The following is a 23,073-nucleotide window of genomic DNA, read 5'->3' as shown; positions in this document are numbered from 1 at the left end:
ATAGCACTTAAGAGCCATATTCATAATGTTAAAAAGTTAATATAATTATTACGAAAGGTTACGAAATATCGAGGAGGTAAAAATGGTATCAAGTATAAGTTCAGCGAATTCAACCTTAATCAGTCAAATGCTTCAAAATTCAGCAAAAGAACCCGAATTTAATGGGACAGATATGTTTTCCAAACTATCTTCAGACTTGGGAACAGACGGTTCAACAAAAATAACAAAAGACCAATTGCAACAATATATCGACGAATTGAATTCTGATGAAAGTACAGATGATAAAGGTAAGTTGGGATTTTTAAATCAACTGATTGAAAACTTTGATACAATCGCAGGTGAAGATGGAGAGATTTCATCCGAGGATATGGTCAACAATGCTGACTTATTAAAACCGCCAACACCACCACAAGATGCAAAAAACGGAATCACATCAAATCAAGAAAATCTGTTTTCTTATATCACAGATTGGCAGATACCATCTGATGTAACAAAAGACCAACTTGAATCCCCTATTGATATTTTAATTTAACCCTATATCTGTTATATCCCTAAAAAAAAGCGGCTATTGAAAAATAGTCGCTTATGCTTAAGAAGAGTATCCAACCAAATAACTAAAAATTTTATGCTTCTAAGTTCAATCTTGAACCGGTTGCTCCACCTTGGTTTTGGGGAGGTTCGGGAAGCTGAATATTATTTTCTTTTGCGTATTCCATTACAGCTTCTCTACCTTGAGAAATAACGCTTGTTGGAATACCTAATGAAACTAATTGTTGTTTTAATTCTTCAGGAGGCTCTTTTTCATCCGCTTTAGCTGATTGAGAACCTTGAGCTGCTTGAGTACCATTTTGTGCAAATATAGAACCGGAGTCTTGTTTTTGAGGAGGTTCGGGCATTGCAATACCGTTTTGTTGAGCATATTGCATTACCGCTTCACGACCTTGAGATATAACATCTGAAGGAATACCTGCTTCTTGTAATTTCTTTTTTAAGTCTGCAGGTGCATCTTGATTATTACCACCAATTGAACCTAAATTTGCTGAAATCCCGTTAATCATTTTTATCTCCTTTTAAATTTTCTATCTTTCCGTTTCACACTATAATAAAAAAAAATTGAGCAGGTAAATTACTAGCACCAGAGAGCCATTTCTAGAAAAAGAAATGGCTCAACTGATTAAATTATAGATTTCAATAACTAAATGATATTATCTTTAAGAGCTAAAACGGCAGCTTGCGTCCTATCAGAAACTGATAATTTTTGAATAACGTTTTTCACATGATTTTTCACAGTATATAATGATAAAAATAAGCTGTCCGCAATTTCTTTATTGCTCTTGCCATCAGCAATATATTTTAAAATTTCGAGCTCTCGTGCAGTCAAATTATAATCCACCGATGACTCAATTTCACTATGCACCATGAAACTATTGGATTGCAATATTTCAACAACATACTGAGCAACACTTGGAGAAATCCATACAGCACCATTTAAGACAGTATTGATAACCTTAATTAATTCATCAATAGGGGCATCTTTCATACAATAAGCATTTGCTCCTGAGTGAAAAGCACCTATTACAGATTGCTTTTCTGTCATTGAAGTCAAAACAACAACTTTTATATCAGGATAAACATTATGGATTTCACGAGTTGCATCAATCCCATTCATAATAGGCATCCCAATATCCATCAATATAACATCTGGTTGATTTTGCCTGACAAAAGCAACTGCTTTTTTCCCATTATCAACAGAACCAACAACTAAAAATTTCGAATCCAGTTTTAAACCATACTCAATACCTTTTCTTGTTAATTCATGATCATCAACTAACAAAACCTTAATACTCATAAATTCTTCTCCGAATTTTTTTTGGGTAAAATCACCGTAAACTTAGTAAAAACCCCAACTTCACTTTCAACAAATATAATACCTTTGTGCAAATCAACTAATTTTTTACAAACATCAAGCCCCAAACCGGAACCGATTTTTCTATCGACAGATTTGCCTGAATAATACATATCAAAAATATGCCCGATTTCAGCAGGTGCAATACCATTTCCATTGTCTTCCACAGTCAAAGTAACAGTTGCATCTGTATCTATTGCCGTAATTTTTATAGTCTTATTTGAATCAATATTTTCAACCGCATTATAAATCAAGTTCAAGAAAATACGCTCTAAGCTTATCTTATCAGCCTCAATATGAATAAAATCAGAAGAAATAGAGTTTATTAGAGATATATTCTTATCTTCAGAAATAGGAAGAACTTTTTCAAAACAATCCGAAATCAATGCCTGCAAATCTATATCTACATATTTCAATTTTATAGTTTGTCTTGAAAATTGATATCCTTCTAAAATCAAATTTACAATTCGAAGTAAATGAGTGCTGTTACGCTCCAAACTCTTTGACAATTCTCTTTCATCTTCTAGCCCCATTGACTCAAACTTTTGAGTAATCAAAGACAAAGCCCGTTGTTGAGCGATTATAGGAGTTCTTAAATCATGGGTTAAACTAGCAATATAACTGTCTCTCAAATTTTCTTTTTCTAGCAACCCCTTAATCATATTATTGAAAGATGAAAACGTTTCAACGATTTGAGGTTCTTTGCTATCAGTTTTTAATATAAATTTCAAATTTCCTTTTTTGATTTCCTTAGCAGCAACAGTAAGCTCCGATAGAGGAATAACAAAAGTTCTGTGCACGATAAAAGCGACTGAAACACTCAACACCACACCTGCAACTAATATCAACGCATTAAACCAATCCGCACCCGGAGGTCCCATTGGTTTTGGAGGAATCATTGACCTTATCAAAACAGTAAAGCCAACACTTCCATCAGAATTATTTAAAGTTAATCTGGTTATGGGAGCTTTTTTTCTATCGTATTTACGCAAACTCGGTTCGTGCCCCCAAGGCTCCATTTCACGTGGAGAAGCAGGATGAATATCAAGTGTTGAGCGCAACATTGTATGGGATTCCATCTTTTCATGCAACCTATCAATAGGTTCATTTTTAACAATGGATATTAAATCTTTTTTTTGAGTACCTTCTCCATAATAGAACTCACTCTCGAAAGGCCCTCTGAATATCATATTCTCAAGATTTACAGGTTGTTTTAATATTACAGAACTATAATCTGAATTACTATTTGACTTAACAGGGAATTTATAAATAACATTTAAAACTTTATTGTCGGGAGAAAAAGGATTAGAAACTAACTCATAATTATAAGAAACAACATTTATAACTTTTGTATCTACTGAAACTTGATAATCTGGAAATAACTTTTTTAATTCAACATCAGAAATCTTTTTACCATTAAGACCTTGAAGTTTTATTGATATATTAGAAATATTAGCAGAATTAAGCTTATAAAAAGATTCCATTATTTGTTTAGACGCCAATTCTAACATATGCGAAGATGACTTAACTTCAAGCTTTTCAATTTTATTATTAGTAAAAAGCAAAAGCAACAACAAAGGTACAATTGTGGTAATTATAAATAACACAAATAGATATCTGGCGAATTTGAACATTGAACCTCCATTTACATATTAATGAAATCAAGCAAAAAACCAATCATTCAAATAAAGGAAAGAGAGGACTGATTTTTTCAGTCCTCTTAATTCGTTATAATTTAGATATTTTTTTATCTTTTGCTTGTGATGACAACATGTTCATATACAATATCTTATTGGCTGTTGCTTTGTCTAAGTTAGTAAACTTAACACCAATTTTTCCATCATTTGCACGCATTACTTGAGCATCAACTTTGATATTATCACCATCAATAGTTATCTCCAAAGTAATTTTATCGCCCACCTTGGCATTATTTACATTATCGACTTCCATGCCTGTTTTAGAGATATTGTAAACCTGAATACCTGATGCACCGTTTGAAGAAACGCTTACATCATTTGATTCAAAACGAATAGCATCACGTTTAGTTTGCCCGTTCGTAGACTTATCTAAATCTTTAAATTCAGGTGTTGTAGTTGTTTCTTGAATTTTGTCATCTTTATAAGTTTGTCTATAGAAACTATTTTCGTTTCTAGGCAAGTTTGTAACTTCGTAAGGGTTGTATGCAACAGGGGGAGCCATTGTTTCCATAACAATCAAATCACCCATTGAGACACCAAAGGAGCCTGTTTTTTTAGTGAATAATTGCAACGTTACATAATAACCGCTATATACTTCGTCAATTTTACGTCTGTAATCGTTATCAACAATGGTATTCCATCTGAATGGTCTAAACGTATAATCGCCTGAACCACCACGGTTGCCGTTTTTGAATTCACCGTATCTGCCAATCATACCGTCAACGATATCAAGGTTCAAATCACCAGTATTTATGTAAGCATCATCAGCATATAACCTATCGATAAGCATACCTCTGTTTTGTGTCGCAAATCCATTATTTTGATTTAACGTTAATGATACTTGTGACATTTTGTAGTTCGGAGCTTGAATATATTTTGGATTTGTGAAAACAAGCAATGTCGTAATTATAGGTTGATTTAAGAATTGAGTTCTAATATTTGTAGCACCGTCATTATAAGCATTAATCAAATTCGGATTAACGCCTCTTATATCAAAGCTTATGGAATCGCCCGCACCGATGCCATATGAATTGAAACCTGTAGCATCATGCCTAGGACCTTTGCCTGTTAGAGGGTCATCAAAATATGAACGATCTGAATTATCTACATTAAAGCCGGCAGGATTAGAAATTGTACCTACAATTGAATCAGGTGCATCTTTTGAGTGAGCAATCATATTATCTGCCTTGATTGTGACATCAGACGCCATCAAGCCCAAATCTTTAATATATGGAGCTAATATGCCATTCATATCTGACGGAGTCTTATCACCCGCATCTCTACCTTTTAGATAAGCGTTATAGATATTCAATGTTGATTCAGCAGTATTACCGCCCCACAAATCAAGGACTTCAATAGTTATTGATTTTGGAACAACCCAATCTGAACCAGTCATAGCAATCTTATCGTGAGGATATAACATATCTTCAAAGCCCATTGACGCAGGAATGATGCCCAAATCATATATAGTAAGATTTTTACCTTTATTCAATATATGCAAGTGCTCACCAGCCGTCAATGCCCTAATGACCGTATTACCACTGAATGTCAAATCCATAGAGCCGTGTTTAGATATAGCTTGCCATAAATTCATATCGCCTTTATTTGAGCCAACGACATTAACGTCATTTTCAGCCTCAAAACTTACATAAGCTAATGGGTTAATATCTGTACGTTGATTGACTGTCATATCTAAATTGTGACTTGTTATCATTGATATATCTTGACCTTCAACTTTACCATTCATATAGAAGCCGTTGAGATAGCCATCTTTGTTGTATTCGCTTGTACCTTTATCAGCATCAGATTGTTTCCAATCAGCAGCCGTTAAGATTACATTTCCGTTTGATGTAACATCAACATTCTTCATATTAGAGAATCTGCTTCTTAAATTAACAAGTCTGTTATCAGTTTTTGTATTATTCAAAGCTTTTGCCGTGATGTTTTCTACAACATTTACATTGATTGATTCAGTGTAATTTCTTGTTTTCTTATCAATGCTGAAGCCAGGTCTTGCATTGTCAGTCTGTCCAATATCTCCGTCTATTACAGTCATTTCAAGATTTTTAGCACTGATTAATGTTTGATAATGGTTATTAGGTTGACCTAAGTCATAGTTGCTATATGTACCTGCTAAATCATTCAAATATAGACCATTCAAGATGTCACCATTTGTTTGATTTATCACAACATCTGCAGCTGCTGCAATATAACCTTGAGTATTATTTGTATTATCAAGAGTTAATGCTGAATCGCCTATAACTATATCAGAATCCTGATTTGTAACTTCGACATTATTATCAACAGATTTTATTCTACCTTGAACTTTAATGCCTTGTTTACCGACATTTTTAGCAATTATTTTGCCGTTATTATTGGTAATAGTAGCATTAGGTTCTAGCAATATACCTGCTGTATCAACTGTTGATTTGTTGTCAACGGTTAGCGTGCCTGCTGCATTGGTAACTGTTGATGAACCTTTTATACTAATGCCTTTAGATGCAGTAGTTTCATTGATAATATCTAAGGTTCCGCCATTATTTGAAACATATGTCGAATCTTGAATATTTATACCGTTAGCACCTTTATTTAGAATTGAAAGTTTACCGTTTGAGTTTGAAACAGAAGTTTCTTTTGCTGTTGTATCATTTTTCTTAAATTCAATTATATTAGAACCGTTATTAGTAATTGAAGTATTACCTTTTGCATTTGAAACACTTGCACCTGCAAAAACAATAGAGCCCGCAGTCGCTGTATTTGAAATACCTAAATCACCGCCTTTATTACTATTAACAAGATTTTTAACAGTACCTGTTATGGTAATATCAGCTTTATTGTTTGATATTGTCAAATTACCGCCTGCATTTTGAGCAGTACCTGATATATTAATACCATCTGTGCCTGTAGCTGAATTATTGTAAATATCTAACGCACCGTTAAGATTATCGACAATACCTGATATTACGATACCGGAAGAAGCTGCAACATCATTCAAAATAGACATAGTATTTACTGCATTTTGAATAGCACCTGATATGTCAATGCCACCTTGTGCGTAATTTGAAACTTTCAACTCGCCGTTACCATATCTTTCGACATTGCCTGCAATATTGATTTTAGAATCTGATTGAGAGCCTGAGTTTATAATTTCAAGGTTGCCGTTTGTATTTTTGATTAAGCCTTTTGAATCGCCATCTTTTTGAACGAGGACACTACCTGCTTTATTTTCAATTTTCAACAAACCATTGCTATTTTCAATTTTACCTGTTGAAGCAATAACAGTACCCTCTGTAGCAGTTTTATTAGTAAGAGTTGTGTCACCTTTTTCATTTAGCAATTTTCCTGAAACAAGAACCGCACCACTACCTGATTCTTTGGTTACGATATTATCTCCTTGTGCATTTTTAACCATGCCAGAGATTGTTATTCCACCTGCATTTTTCTTAAAAATAACGACATTTCCGCCAGAAGCACTTTCGACATTAGCAGTTGCTGCTATATTAGTATCTTCAGTCCCGTTATTTGTAATATTCAAATTACCTTTGCCGAAGTTTTTCAACTTACCTGAAATTTTTATACCTTTGGCTGTTGATGTATTTTCTATATCTAAAGCTTGTTCAGCTAATGTATTGTTCTCATTGACTTTAATATTAGCGTTTGAGTTAACATCTATATCGCCAAGAGTTGAAGATAATTTAACTCCACCGTTTTCAGAAGCGATATTACCATCAACAACAACTCCTTGAGCACCTTGGCTTGATAGAGTAATTGAGTTAGCTGCATTCGCTGAGACATTTGATATCAAAGCATTTTGCAAGACATTGATACCAGCAACGGCATTTGTATTATTAAGTTCAACAACATTGTCTGTTACAGCACCGATAACATTCAATTTACCGGCAACCGTAATACCTTGAGCACCTGTATTATTCAACAGAATGCTACCATTTGTATTACTAATTTCACCAAGTGAATCTATTGTCAAAGCAGAATTACCTGCGTTATTTACGGTAACTGTACCATTGGCATTTTTAATTAACCCCTCAATATTCACACCACCATTAGATGACAATTTATCAAGAGTAACTGTGCCGTTTGTATTAATAACAGGAGTTTGAGTACCTGAATTTCCTGAAACATATTTTGTCAATATATTCAAGTTTCCGTTTGTTTTGAGATTCAAGTTAAATTTACCGTCATTAACATTCCCTGAACTGATTGTACCTTTAACAGAAAGGTCTCCGGTTTGATTTTCTGAAGCTCCTGTCGTATCGATGACAATATTTGTATCAGTGGCATTAGTAGTCAACAGACCAGCTTGAGAACCTTTTGAAATATTTTTCATAGCTGATTGTTTATAATCATTAGTTGTCTTTGATGAAGCTAAATGATTATTGATAGTATTAACATTATCATCACTCACAGCAGCAGCTTTTAATGAGTCAGTATTATCATTTGCTACAATTTGTTTATTGTAATCGCTCATAGCGTCAAGAGTTTCGGTTTTAACCGCACCATTTACTATTGAAGCAACTGCAGCATTTATGGCTGAATTTTTATCTTGAATTAATGATACCAAATCATAAGTATTATTTTTTAGATTTGTATATTTTATTCCACCTGTCACATAATTATTAGTAACACCATTAACAACAAGGTTTTTATTTGTATTGTTAATTATGTTGATTTTGCCATAGCCGTTAGCAGATTGGATATTTGCATTACTACCGATTACTAATGGAATAGTTGATTTAGTAGTAACGATTGTAGTTGAGATACCTAATTTTTCATACAAATTAACTAACCATGGACTTAACGCAGGATTTGTAACCGTTGTAGTTTCAGTTGAAGCTGCAGCAGTTGAATGGAGATTAATTGTAGAATTATCTTTTATATTTATACCGAACAAAGTAACAGTATTTGTATCAGCATCATAAAGAGCCTTGATATTGTCTGTATCTTTCATATAAACAGAGTCAGTTACAGCTTTAGTCGTAGAATCATCTATCAATTTAATAAGATTATCTTTACATGTTACATAATCGTTAGTTAAATTAGCAAGCATAGAATCAGTAATAGTGATATTTCTATCAGCATTACCTGCTCTCATTGTACCTTGAATATCTATTGTTGAAGCTGTAATATCAATTTTTCCACCTGCAAACAATGAATCTTCAGCTTTCAATTTGTAAGCTTGACCTTTTGTATTTTGAGTATAATCACCTTGAGGTACATTGATGGTTATCTTTTCAGCATTGATTGAATTATTGATAGCGATATTACCACCCTCATTCCAGATGTTTACGTTACCTGAATTTGTATCAACAATACCGTTTATGATTATATTACTTGCTATATTTCCGATTAAAGAATTATTAGTCGGATGCGTAGGATCATAATAATCATTAATAGTGATTGAACCTGCATTATCATCATTACCTTGAGTAAAGACTCTCAAATTATTTTCTCTAATTTTTTTGCCTTCTTTTGAGCCTGAATATCCAACGCCATCAATAAAGACGCCTGAGGCCCCTGATGCAACTGTCAATCCTTTGAATACAAGATTGTAATTTGAGTAGTTATCAATCAACACATCAGCAACATTGATGATTAAACTTCCTGAGCCTGACACTTTAGAAGCACTGCCGTTATATGATTTAATATTTATTGAACCACCTGTCGCATTCAAATTGGCAAATTTATAAGAACCATTTGTATATGTTCCTGAAACATTATCTTTTCCAATATTATCGTATAAGCCTTGATAATCTAATATTTTATTTGAAACAGCAATAATATTATTGCTAACTTCTGTCATAGCAGATGCGAGATCTGTCTTTTCAGCCTCTGTAGAAGCTATAGCAGCCGCAATATCAGTATCTGTTGTTCCGTCAATGATTGTCTTACCGAGATATGTCGTAACTTCAAATGTTTCACCATTTTGAGTTACATTTGCTTTCTTTATATCATTTGCTTTGATATTTGCTAAGCTTGTTGTAGCGTCATCTAATAATGTAGCTTCACTCAATGAAACAGTACTTGTTGAATCTGCTGTAGATGAATATGTAACATTTCCATCAGCATCAGTGCTCTTGTTATAAACGGATTTTGTTGCATTTAATCCGTTCAAATAGTTGGATAAATCATCTACTGTTGTAACGTCACCGACTTCACCACTTTGGTTATGGTTTGTATAGTTACCGTCTTCAGATTTGATAGCACCTGAAGATGCGTCGACTTGTCCCATAAAGTACGCTATGAATGAAGCATTGTCACCATTTTCATCTTTATCATAAGCCAAATTTTTAGCTAAATCTGTCAACTTAGAATCATTAGATACAGTATAAACCACTTTGTTTCCGTCTGCATCTGTTGTTTCAAAGCTTAATCCTTTTAAATTAGACAAAATAGAATCAGATAAAGACTTCTTAAACGCATCAATTTCAATTTTTTGTGCATCAGTCAAGTTAGTTGTATATGTAACTAAAGCCAATTGAGTATTCAAAGCATCTAATTGAGATTGAATAGCAGTTGCTCTTTCTTTGTTAACAGTTTGAGCATCGTCTAATGCCTTCAATTCTCCCGACAAATCAGTAATTTGATTTTGAATATTTGCTTGTTCTTCAGCAATTTCTTCCGGTGTCATTACAGTCGTTGTAGATGTTTCTTTTTCATATAATGAATCGCTTATTGTTGTATCACTAGCTACAACATTACCATTTTTGTCTATTTTCATAGTCATGCTGGTTCCGGCACCTGCTTCAACCTTGCCGTCAATCACAGCTTTGTTAGAAGCTGCAACCTTAGTTGAACTCCAGCTGCCTTCTTTAGTTATTTTTATACCGAATAAGGCTCTACTTATTTTCTTGTAGTGAATTCTAGAATTTAAGTTTTCTGTACCACGTTTAAACAAGACATTTACATCTTTAGATGAAGCAACATGTCCATCTGTTTTGATATTCAAATTGTTATTCGTATTAAAGTTGATATCTCCACCGTAATCAGCAGATGCAACAGCCGCTTGAACCCAAACATCAGCAATTTGCGTAATAGTTTGATTTGAATTAGCCATGTAATTAATATTTACAGCTACACCATTTGGAGATTCGGAAGTTGCTAGTATTTTCGCATCAAAATCACCTGTCCCATCACCAATTGTAACATTGTTATCAACATTCAAAGTTACATATGAAGAAACAGAAGGTTGACCAAAAATATGAGAAGTGTGAACATAAGCTTCCGCACCAAGAGAGTTTGTTGAATCCATATTAATGTTTACAACTTTACCTTGTAGCAAGCCATTATTTACGTTTACATAGTTTTTAATATTAGCTGTAACGCTAGATGTTGCATTATTATATGCGAAACCACCACTCGCATTAGATGATACAGATTGTTCAAAGCCTTGAGCACCTGTATTCATACCAATATTCAAAGTACCTGCTGCGATAACTTTAGCACCATTATTGACATTAATATGTGATTCTTGATTGATTGTATTACTTAATTTAGCACCACCTTTAGCGGTAAAGCCTCCGATATGGTCATCCACTATCATTTTTGATGGTGTTGATGCGACATTTGTGATTTTGAAATTAGCAACATCATCTATCTTTGTTGTTTTAATTGTTCCTCCGTTAAAATTCAAGATTGATTGAGCAGCTAAAGTATTAGTCAACAAGCCGCCACTAATAGCAAATAGCCCATAACTTCCACTTTGTTTGAACAACTTCGCATTACTTGTTGTTGAAACCATTGTTGAAGCATCTGAATTTATTGAACCTGCATTAATATCTGTACCTGCGTTAAATGAAACAATATTTTTGACAGTATTATTTATTTCATTTAGAACAGAACCCTTTGCCAACGCAACCAAACCTTTAGAACTTTGGTAAACATAAGATTCAACGGCGTTCGTCATATTTGAATTAATCGTCAAACTATCTGTATTAATAGCTCCTGAGAAGTTTGTTGTAGAACCGTTACCGATTTTACTTGTTAATGTCATTTTATTAATAGAGCCAAGACCGGCACTATCAGCTGCAGCGTTAGCGATTGTTGTTCTAACTAATGATGAATCAATATCAACGCTATTAGCATTAATTGAGCCACCGATATTATTTGAAACTGATGAATCGGCAGTACTTGTCATTGAAAGATTTTTACCTGAAACAAGTCCGTAAGAACCTGACATAGATGCGTTTTGAGCTGTTGCTGTTTCTCTGTTATTCAAAACAACACTATTTGCTCTGCCAGAATTTTCATAATTTTTAATCGTACCGGTAGTTGAAATACCCGATTGACCAGAAACTGTAGTTTCAATATCTGTTGAACCAGCTGAAATCAAGGAAACACTGAATGAAGAATTATCGACTTTAGCATCTTTATTAGCTGTAACATTTACATCTACGTTATTTGCATGAATATTTCCTGTTGTAATTTTTGAATTTGTATCTACTTTTGCTTTTGCATAGTTCAAATTACCTGAGGCTAATGTAATCTCACCACTAAGTATTTTTGTTCTGGCGTCATTGTCATCTACGACATCAAGATCAACATTACCACCCTTTAATGTTCCGTTTGCAGTAATTGTAGAGTCGCCGGTGACTTCTGAGTTCAACCTCATAGCAGAGATATTTACAGCTCCTAAAGTAGCAGATGAGGCACCTGTTGAAGCTAATCTTTTTAATTTAGCCAATAATCTGACATTACCTGATTTTGAAGCTACAACATTTGCACCTGAATCAACATTTACATTTGCATTAGCATCAACTTTAGCATTTTCTAGAGTTACAGAAGCTGAAACGTAGCCTATAGTCCCTTTTAGAGAATCTACTTGAGCAGTAACTTCTCCTGCTGTATCCTTTGTATCTTTTTTAACACCGGCAAGCATATTTACGTTTTGACCCTGTGCAGTTGCAGTTCCTTCAACGCTGGATTTAAATTCAGAACTGACTTTTGCACCTTGAGAATCAACATTAGCACCATATAGAGTAATTGTACCGACATACATTTTTGCAACAGCAGAAATACCACCTGTTTGAGCTATCAAATTAAGGTCTCCACCGTTTGCATTTACAACCTTATCTGTACCTGCAATTATGGCTTGCGTAATAGCATTTGAATTAACTGAATTTACAACAACACCAAGAGTTGCTGCACCAATTGAAGCAGATGCCAATGTGGAATCTAAATCACTTGTATTTGTAGAAATTATATCAATGCCATTTGCGGAAAGATTTGTTCCCGATACATTTGTTATAACTTTGTTAGTTGTATTAGCAACTGCTACATTGAATGAAGCAGCTACACCACCAGCTGATAAAGAAGCGGCTTTAGAATCAATAACATCATCTGATATTGCCAAAATACTAGCTTTTCCTAATGTATTAATATCTGCGTTTTCAACTAAAGCTTGGGTAACAGAATCATTGACAAATACTGCAACGTTACCTGCAATAGCGTAAGTACCGACACCTGCTGAAACAGCATCAGAATCAGCATCAACATCGTTTGTTGCTTGGACTTTTAAATCAGACGCATTATTTTTGCCTGAAATATTTCCGCCTGATACTTTAGCGGTTGTATAATATTTAGATGTAGAAGTCAAAACAGTAGCACCGCCACCGACTGAACCAGAAACAGCAACTGCTATATTTCCTGTTTTAACATCAGATTTGTTACTTGCTGCAACATTCATTTTACCTGTATAATCAACATTTGCTTTTACATTAGCAACTGTACCGTCCATTTTTTTAGTTTCAGTTAAATTAACATTTGTTGCATTATAATCTTTTGTATATAAAGAGGTCGCACCTGTGTTGTCTCTTGAATCTTTAGCGTCAACAATTGTTGTTTGTTGATTTTTAGCTGTTTTAGACTCAACTTGAGCATAAACATTGGTATTTGAATCATCAGCACTTGATAAATAGCTTTCATCTGAGGTAGGGGCTGAGAACCTTGAGCCTAAAGAAGTAACAGCGATAGCACCTGATAAGCCAACCATACCTGCACTTGCTGAAGCTGTATTTACATCAATATCAAAGTCAGAATCAGCGGAAACATTAACGTCATTAGCTGTATATTTACCTGTTAGCAAAGCTCCATTGTCACCAGTTGACAATAATTCAGCTTTTACAGCGTTATTAATAACATTAACTGTAATACCTGCTGAAGCAGCAGTTCCACCGGCTGAGCCAATTACTGAAATATTTTGAGATGAAACTTTATCTTTAGCTCCAACCGAAATATCATTAGCGATAACATTTTTATTTTTTGAATTTATATAAGCTTGAGTAGTATTTTCAATTACATTTACATTAGTAAGAAGCCCTGCCGCAAAACCACCTGCATTCACAGCTCCAACATAATTTGTAACATTTTCTGTAGAATCAGCTGAAACACTAACATCAGAGGAAGTATTTACAGCCATATCAGAGATATTTGCTTTTGCTTCATTTGTAATTACATTAACGGTAGCACCGACGCCAGCGGCACCTGCCCCAATTCCAACAGAAGCAGCATTGTTAGACAAGTTAGTTTTTTGAGTCGCAGTAGCTTTCAATTCTTTTGTTGATTTAGAACCTTCTGTCGCACCTTCAAAAGTACCACCTGTAGCGTATGAATTTAATTTATTATTAATTACATTAACGATTCCTGACGCATTTACTGCTCCACCAAGCCCTGTACCTGCGAGTGACGCCAAGTACATATTAATCGTGTCACCTGCTTCACCTGATACAGCGAGTGATGAATCTCTGTAAGTAGAATTATCTGAATAGGCATTTACTCTATCTAAGAATGTATTATTAATGGCGTTAACGCCAACACTTGCTCCAACGCCACCTGCGTTTAGAGCAAATACACCACCTGTCATAGAAGTGTTTTGTTTTGCAGCAATAGAGGTATCACCACCTGTAATTGTAGAATTTTTAACGACTGAATTAATTGCGTTATCAATTACATTTACAAATACTGTACCTGAAACAGATGCCCCAATGCCTGAAACAGCGACAACTGCCGAAATATCCCAAATATTTACATCTGATAACGCTTCAACTTTAGTATCTTTATTATTTGAAACGTCAGAATCTTCTAGAGAAGCATTAATGTTGTTAGCAACAACATTAACCGGAGTATATATTCCAACGCCTGCTCCGATGCCACCTAATGTACCACCGATTATAACGTCATTCATATCAACTGTATTAGTAGATTTTACGGTAGCCGAGCCATTTTTGATATCTGAATGATTTTTAATTGTAGCATTTTGAGTACCAACAATTGTATTATTCATTACAACACCGGCAACGCCTGCCCCAATACCTGCACCTGCAATCGCTACACCTGCAGTCAAAGTATCAACATCATTATTAGCTGCAACATTCAAATTGCCGTTATTAATAATCGCTTTATCAGCAATAGCATTTACTTTATTAACAATTGTATTAACATTTGCAATAGCAGTTACTCCGGCTCCTTCACCGGCACCTGCTGCCATAAATAATATATCATTGAAGTTTAATTTATCACTAGCTGTAACACTTGCATCACCTGATTCAACTGTTGAATTTTGTAATAATGCATTTGTTTGATTTACAGCAACATTTGTTATACCGTTTGCTCCAACTGAAGCATATGCACTACCTGCAACGCCGACTATTGAATCGTAGGTAGTAACGCTCGTTGCTGCATCAATATTTAAACCTGACAAAGAATTAATTGTAGAATTTGTAACTTCTGCGTCAACATTTGAAACTACGACATTAGCAACAAGATTACCTGTAACGGCAGCTGATCCGGCTCCAGCTATATTCATCAAAGCTACTAAAGGAATCAAACTTATTACGCTATCAGCAGGGTCATCACCATTAGCTAATCTATATGTTATATTGCCTTTTGAATCAACAACTTTGACATATTTGTTGTCAGCAAGCTCTTCTGTGGATAAAGTTGCATTTTTTCGATTTGCCTTTTCAGATTCACTTACTTCTTCGTCTGACGGAGTAATATTACTTGCTGAATTTGCTTTATTCTTTATAAATTGAACGATATTAGCAGACTTTGTCGGGTCATTATATCTGTTTGAAGCTTTTACATCAACTTTTCCGTTTTTAGATGCAACATTAGCATTATCAACTTTTGCACTTGTTTGAGCTGCAACGGTTGTAGCTATAGCAACGCCTGAAACAGAAGCTGAACCGGAACCTGCAACCATAAGCATATTAGCAGAGAAATCTTGACTTGAATCAGAACTAACTGTTACATCATTGTTCGCTATGATATTTGCTTTTTTCGTATTTAAAGCATCTCCAACCTTACCGATGCTTGCATTTGTTCTTTCAGCTAAAACATTAGCGTATCCGATACCACCTACAGCAGCTGAGCCTGCAGCAGAAACAGCTAAATTAATTGACTGGATATCCGCTGAATCCTTAGCATTGACATTTACTGTTGAATTTGAATATAAATCTACGCCTTTTGCGATATAAGCGTTTGTTTCATTAACAATAACATTAGAATTTAATGTACCATTAACAGCTGCTGAATTAGAGGCACCTGTTAATAACATTATTGTTCTATATTCTTGAAGTGATGAAGCTGAAACGTTAACAGCTCCAACCATTGAATCAGCTGAACCGATTATTGCATTTTCATCAATATAAGCATTTACATCTGCAACATTTACCGTGCTGAATAAAGCACCACCAACAGCTGCTGAACCTGATGAAGCTGATATATTACCTACGATACCTGCTACATAAGTAAAGTTTGATGCATTAACATCAATAGCACCTGCATTTTTAATTGTTGTACCTGAACCAATATGAGAATTTACATCATTAATAACATTTTTAGTATTTATTGACCCTGCTAAAGCAGCAGAACCACCTGAACCACTGATGTCATAAGTCATTTCGAAATTAAGTAAATTAGCGGCTTCTGTCCAACTAAATCCTTCATTTTTAATTTGAGAAGCTATCGCACTTGCGGTAATTGAAGTCGGTTCTTTTACACCGAATACATTTTCAGCACTTGCTGAAACACTAACGCCCCCTTTTCCCTCATTCAAAATAGCATTATCAATATAAGCATCAATATCTTTTACATAAACGTCAGCAATCAAAGAACCAGCTAAAGATACAGTACCGGAAGCTGTCGCAGCAAGTGTTCCGCCACGAGTTCTTGAAGTTGTATTGTCTTGAGCTTTAATATCTAGGCCGTTTGATGTTATATTAGCTTTTTTGTCAGCTTTTCCATTAACAAAAGCTTCTGTTTTATTTTTTACGACATTAGCTGAAATATTTGCAGCACCAGCGACTTTGCCAGAGGAAGTAACAGCAACTGCAGCAGGTGTAGAAGTTATATTATCTTCTGAAATTGCATTAACTGTCAATTTCCCTTTTGCATTAACATCAGAATTTTCGACTTTAGCGGTATTTGTTGTTTGTAAAATATTAGCGATAATATTTCCAGCTCCGGCATTTCCACTATCTAAAGAAATAGCCCCCACAACTGTACCTAGATTTAATTCATTATAATAATTAGAAATTACGTCAACATAACTATTGCTCTTAACATCTGAAGAATTAACAATACCAGATGTAATTGTACTGTTTAAAACATTAACTATTGCGTTCGCTGTAATTTCTGATGAACCACTTGTTGATATACCCATATTCGCAGCGATAAAGTTTAAAAATTCATTTTCATTAGCTTTAATTGAGATTCGGCTTGGAGTATCAATAGTTGAATTATCAACAGTTGCTGTCAAGTTATTTGTAATAACATCAACAACTGTACCAATACCAATACCTGCACCTTTTGATGTTGTTGAAAGACTTACAGCCCCCGGAATATTCCAATTGCGGATATAATCATTCGCAGCTACGTTAGCAGCTCCATTTGCATAAAGAGTAGAATCTTTTACAGTTGCAAGAACAATATTAGATATAACATCAACACCAAAGGCTCCTACGAATGAATAGGCACTTTCAGCACCTGTCATAACAGCACCTGCAACAGCTACAGAAATCAAATCTTCACTAATTTTTGAAGCATCTTTATTTGCAGTTACATCAAGAGTTGTTGCATTATTTATAGTTGAACTTTCAACTTTTGCATTAGTTGTTTTATTTATCAAATTCAAATTAGCAGACATGCCGGCACCAACAGAAGTACCTTCCTTAGATTGGCTTCCTGTATAAGCAAATCCACCTGCACCTTTAAACGATTTAGAATAATTTTCTGCGTCAACATTTACAGCGATATTTTTAGAACCTATAGTAGTTGAAGAAACTTGAGCATTTTCAATATTTGCAGTTACATTATTTTTTAATACATCAGCATTGAATGAGCCGCCTGCCGCAACTTGAGTAGCTGAAGAATTTTGTTCATTTGACTTACTGGCACCAACGCCAAGAGCTACTTCAATATTTGAATTATCTTCGTTTGCCGTTACATCAAGTTTGTGAGCACCGGTTTTGGAGTCATCAAAAGTAATGATAGCATTACCTGATTTTGTTTTATCACCTATTTGAGCAAGAGTTGTATTAGAATTTTTAACATAGTTTAAAGCGGCACCTGCACCAACGGTAGCAGCTTTCGCCAAACCTGTTGAAACATTTAAAGCATTTGTTGTTTGAATAGCTGAAACTTTTAAATCTTTTCCGACTTTAATTGTCGCATTACCAATTTTAGCTTGAGCTGTACTTTCATTCAATTGAATATTCAAAGCACCAGCAGCAGCTGCAGACATATTGTCAGCACCTGATTTAGCAGAAGCTGCCTTGTCTGCCGGAATAGTATCACCCAAAGAACCCTTATAAAGAGCATCTGTGCCATCAGCGTTTTTCAAAGTTTTGCCGGCATCATCAACATATTTACCACCTTTAACGCTGTATTTAACGCCATCAACTGTAATAGGTGAAGCACCCGTAGATGATGATAAACTAGAAGTTTTAGAATCACCACCGATTAGTCCTCCTGATAGTTCACTTGTCAAACCGATTAACTTTGTTCTATAGCCATCTGCCTTATTTTTTAATTTTGTTTTTTGCTTATCAATAAATCCGGGTTCATCTTTTTTAGCACCACCAGCAAATGCACCCGCCAAAGCTATATTTAAGCTTTTTGTGAATGTATCCGCTATGACGTTTAGATTTTCAGCAACAGTAACATTTGCTGCGTCAGCTATTGTCGCAGAAACGTTTCTATGGAATTCACTAAACCCGACAGAAGCACCTACTGCAACACCTGATGAAGATGATGGGGTTTGAGTTGTAGAACCGTTTTTAACCTTCGTTGTTGTACTTTGAGTCGAAATAGCCCCGGTAATCATTAAATTTGAAATGCCGTCTTTTACAGATTTAGAATTATTTAAGCCAATTTTTCCATCGCTGCCTATACCTGCAAAACTTGTAATTGATGGTGAATCATCATCAACTTGACTCAAATCAACATCATAAACATTGTTATAAGTTACAGCTTCATTATTACTGCCACTCAATACATTTCCTTGTTTGTCAGCAAATTCGCCATCTGAATTAACTGTATATGTAACATTATTATAGCAAATTGATTTTCCGCTAACTGTAACATCCGTTTTTAAAACATCACCATTTGCTTTAAAAGAATTATCAGCACTATCGTATTGATATTCAACATCATCAAAAGTTATTTTATTATCTTTCAAGACAATGTCATTTCCTTTTGAATCTTGGAATATATTTCCATTTGAATCTTTATATTTACCATCATTCGTTAAAGTATAAAGAATTCCGTTTGATTCAATAGAATTACTTGTACAAGTAACATCAGATTTTAGCTTATTTCCTGCACCTGAAACCAATACTCCGTTAACGACAGAATATTCAACTCCGTCCATAATTACAGATGTTGGAGAGAAAGGATTTGTAAACATTCCGCCTAAATCATCAGATGCCTTTTGAACTAATGAGATATCACCTTGTCCTGCGACAACATCCATATTAACGGCATCTATAACAGCTGAGCCGACTGATGAATTAGTGTTTCCTTTTACATCTTGGACAACAACACTACCTGTCATTGCAACGCCACCGTCAGAAGTCGCTTTACCACCTGTAACAACAAGTGAAATATAATCTTGACTGTTTGCTGATTGAACTTTTACATTACCGCCTTTATAATTGTCGTTTGCATTTTTATCCGTTGCAGTAACTTTGGCATTATCAGCAATTACAGCGTCAGCATTATTATCTATTTCCTGAATTAAAACACTTCCGCCAAGTCCGCTTGAACCTGATGAACCGTCTTTGAAACTCCATAATTTACCAACGTCACCAACCGCATTATATTGAGTTGTTTTATTTACAGCGTTAACAACTAAATCTTGAACATTCAAATTAGCTGATTTACCGACTTTGGCAAGCGTATTATTCAATATACTTGTATATACAACAGAACCGGCAACACCAACGCCACCTGTTTGAATACCTGAGCCGCTTTCCGCCCAGTTATTAAAGAAACCTTTTAATCCTAAAGAGCTTGTTAATCCTGACATTGTCAAATCTAAGAAAACACCGTCTAAAGCATCTGAAAGGGGATCGGTAGTATTAGATAGAGCTGCCAAAAGCTCTCTATAGTCAACACTCTCGACATCATCTATAACATTTCCTGCGGTATCTTTTAGATTACCTACTCCATAATAAGCACTTGCACCCAATTTCGATAAATTCAACAAAAATTCAAAAGTTGCTTCATTCATCGGATTTTCAGATGTAGCACTGATATTAACAGCACCATTAGCATTTACAACTGCATGGTTTGTAGAATCACCATCTTCTATATAAGCACTTGTTGTATTATTTTGATTACTGATAGAAACAGCTATACCCGGCGAAGGCAATGAAACACTAGAAGTTTTAGTTTCACCTTCTTTTTTTACTTTTGCAGCAACATTATTAACTGTCAAATCTATTGTATTAGCTTTAATATTGACATTATCAGCAGTAATAGTAGAATGTTTACCAACTTTAGCCACTGTGCTTATACTACTGTTGTTATACAAAACACTTAAACTTGCACTTGGCAAATTAGCTTCTGCTTTGAAAAGTTCATTAAAGATACCTTCATCTATAACATTACCTGCTACTTTGGAAATTAAACTCTTAACCCCTGAACCTGCTTTATTCAAAGCTGCAGAGATTAATTTAGCTTTGTATCCGATATCAGTTTCAACAGTTGCATTGTTAATGTTAGCAGCTGTATGAAGATTTTGAGCGGTAACAGAAGTATCACCTGTTGTCGTAACAGTACCATCAATAATCGCCTGAGTATCTATTGTTGCATCTTTTATTGTTATAGCAATTGAAGTTGCAGCACTTTTATCTGAAATTGAAGAAACTGCATTTAAAATAGACAAATCATTTGTCGTGTTAACTGCACTAACATCTAAAGCTCTAGCTTCAACCGTAGTACCTTCAGCAATGTTTGCCCTTGTTGTAGCTTCAGTTTTTGCATTCAAAAGTATAATTTGGAAGTTTGGAACGCTGAAACTTTGAGCTAATATTTGCTCTGTAACAGAAGATGGATTTTTAATTTTAACCCATTGTGTATTTACAGATTTAGCGTTAACAACAACATTATTAGCTGCTTTTACAACTGCGTCACCTGTTACATCAATAGTAGAGATGGTTTTATCACCTGTAGCGTAATAAAGTTCAGCTGAAGTATCAACCCAAGGAGCAAATCTGTTTTTAATAACTAAATTTGTATTAGCAACAGCTTCACTTGAAAGATTAACATCATGAGTTGCAAAAATATTAGAGCCTGAGCCAACTTCAACAGTCGCCTTTGCTCTTGCCCCCTCATAATCATACCCTTGACCTACTACATCTTCCATTCCTAAAATTTTGCCGGTTTCTGTTATTAGAGCACTTTGCAGCATGTTACCAATTGCAGAACTATCTGTAACACTGGTCATCGGATCATTTTTTTGTGCAGTATAATTAACAACACTTTGAGCTGTCAAATTAACATCTTGACCGCCAAGTGTCGCATTTTGAACTTTCACGGTAGCTGTATTTTTATCAATAGATTTTGCATCATTTGCAGCTGATGTTGAAGATTCAAGATATTTTTTAGTAGTAGATGCAATAGACTTAGTTATTTGTTCATTTTTAGCAGTTTCTAATGTTGCTTTAGCTACATTTAAAGCTGTTTGAGCAGCTTCAACATCACCACCGTTATTTTGAGCCTCCGTCAAAGCAGCTTGCTTTGCTGTAACATCAGAGACTAAATCAGCAAGAACTTCATTAATTTTAGTATTTAATTGGTCTTCAGTTAATTCTAATAACTTATCACCAACTTGATAATAGAACTTATCGACTGGAGAAATAGAACCGATATCTTTCACTGATTGGGCTTTGATTTCAATTTTGCCCTCTCCGTTAACTCCAAAAGCTGCACCATTAGAAATATCATTATTACTAACCAATACTTTAAATAGATTTTCAGCTTGTGTTGTAGATGAAATCAAATCACCTTGATTATATTGAGTTCCGGTTGCTGAAGTTTTTACACCTGCAAATATACCTGTTGTATTTTTAGAAGTTGAATCAGCTCCGACAGCAACATTTTTACCATAAAGTTCAACATTGTTTCTAGCAAATATTTTACCATTGACGACAACGTCACCTGTTTGATCAGCAGCCTTTAATGCAGCTAAACTTGCTTCATTTTTAACAGGAAGATAAGAAAGATAATCACCAATATTTACATCTTCACGACCTGCAACTTTTAAAACTTCATTTCCTAAAGTTTCAGAACCTGCTGTACCTAAACTCAATGCAGCATATTTGGCAAAATCAACAGGATTAGGAGCAATTGCTGTTAAAGCACCAACATTTATGACACCTGACGCCCCAACAACCATACCGTTTGGTGAAACGAATATCGCATGCCCGTTATAAAAAGCACCGTCACCACCAACAGAGTTCAAAATACCGTTAATGACAATTTGATTGTTAACCAAATTAACAAATTTAGAAACATCGCCACCATTGTTTTTCATCTGGAATATAAGGTTTGCGATATCACCTTGTCCTAAATTAAAAGAATTATAATACTTGAAACCTGTATCACCACTTTTCAAATCCGGATTTATATTAAAAGCCCCGCTCGTACCATTGGCAACTCCTGTAATTGTAGACTCTGCCAATGCCGGCAACAGTGCTGTTTGCTGGATTAAAAAAGTAAAACACAAAAAGCCCACAAAGAATCTTTTCATATTTACACGTACACGATTAATCAAGTGACTCAACATATATATTTCCCTATTTTGATGTATTTTTTTATTTAGACATATCTATTAGAATACAAAAGGTAGCTAAATTTATTGGCATGTTAAGATATATAACTTTTTTTTAATCAAATGTTACAAAATAATACCAACAAGGGTAGTTCATGTTACCTTTATGTATAAATTAT

5 protein-coding genes are annotated in these 23,073 nt (G+C 34.7%); 1 reads left to right on the top strand and 4 read right to left on the bottom strand.

Features of this window, described 5'->3' with window-relative positions; all coding sequences use genetic code 11:
- Positions 1-82 precede the first annotated feature (82 nt).
- Positions 83-532 (top strand): hypothetical protein, encoded by a 450-nt coding sequence (locus PHV37_02480; GenBank protein MDD3236948.1) that lies wholly within the window; start codon positions 83-85, stop codon positions 530-532.
- A 91-nt stretch (positions 533-623) separates the two neighbouring features.
- Here the strand turns inward: PHV37_02480 and PHV37_02475 are convergent, their stop codons facing one another.
- The 4 genes from PHV37_02475 to PHV37_02460 all read right to left on the bottom strand — a co-directional run bounded on the left by PHV37_02475 (position 624) and on the right by PHV37_02460 (position 22,873).
- Positions 624-1,058, bottom strand: coding sequence for a hypothetical protein (locus PHV37_02475; protein MDD3236947.1), 435 nt, complete (start codon positions 1,056-1,058; stop codon positions 624-626).
- A 137-nt stretch (positions 1,059-1,195) separates the two neighbouring features.
- Positions 1,196-1,849, bottom strand: coding sequence for a response regulator transcription factor (locus PHV37_02470; GenBank protein MDD3236946.1), 654 nt, complete (start codon positions 1,847-1,849; stop codon positions 1,196-1,198).
- Positions 1,846-3,540: a HAMP domain-containing sensor histidine kinase gene (locus PHV37_02465; protein ID MDD3236945.1), complete on the bottom strand. Its 1,695-nt coding sequence runs from the start codon at positions 3,538-3,540 to the stop codon at positions 1,846-1,848. The genes PHV37_02470 and PHV37_02465 overlap by 4 nt, the downstream gene beginning before the upstream one ends.
- Before the next feature lie 94 nt (positions 3,541-3,634).
- Entirely contained in the window at positions 3,635-22,873 is a 19,239-nt protein-coding gene (locus PHV37_02460) for a PilZ domain-containing protein (protein MDD3236944.1), read from the bottom strand.
- Between the last annotated feature and the right edge of the window lie 200 nt (positions 22,874-23,073).

It is taken from the genome of Candidatus Gastranaerophilales bacterium (assembly GCA_028693235.1).
Lineage (GTDB): Bacteria > Cyanobacteriota > Vampirovibrionia > Gastranaerophilales > Gastranaerophilaceae > JAQUVW01.
Note: the sequence above shows the minus strand (reverse complement) of the source record. Positions and strands in the feature narration are given on the sequence as shown.

Coding starts and splice junctions, on each gene's coding strand:
- PHV37_02480 (MDD3236948.1), top strand. CDS start 83: ATGGTATCAAGTATAAGTTCAGCGAATTCAACCTTAATCAGTCAAATG.
- PHV37_02475 (MDD3236947.1), bottom strand. CDS start 1,058: ATGATTAACGGGATTTCAGCAAATTTAGGTTCAATTGGTGGTAATAAT.
- PHV37_02470 (MDD3236946.1), bottom strand. CDS start 1,849: ATGAGTATTAAGGTTTTGTTAGTTGATGATCATGAATTAACAAGAAAA.
- PHV37_02465 (MDD3236945.1), bottom strand. CDS start 3,540: ATGTTCAAATTCGCCAGATATCTATTTGTGTTATTTATAATTACCACA.
- PHV37_02460 (MDD3236944.1), bottom strand. CDS start 22,873: ATGAAAAGATTCTTTGTGGGCTTTTTGTGTTTTACTTTTTTAATCCAG.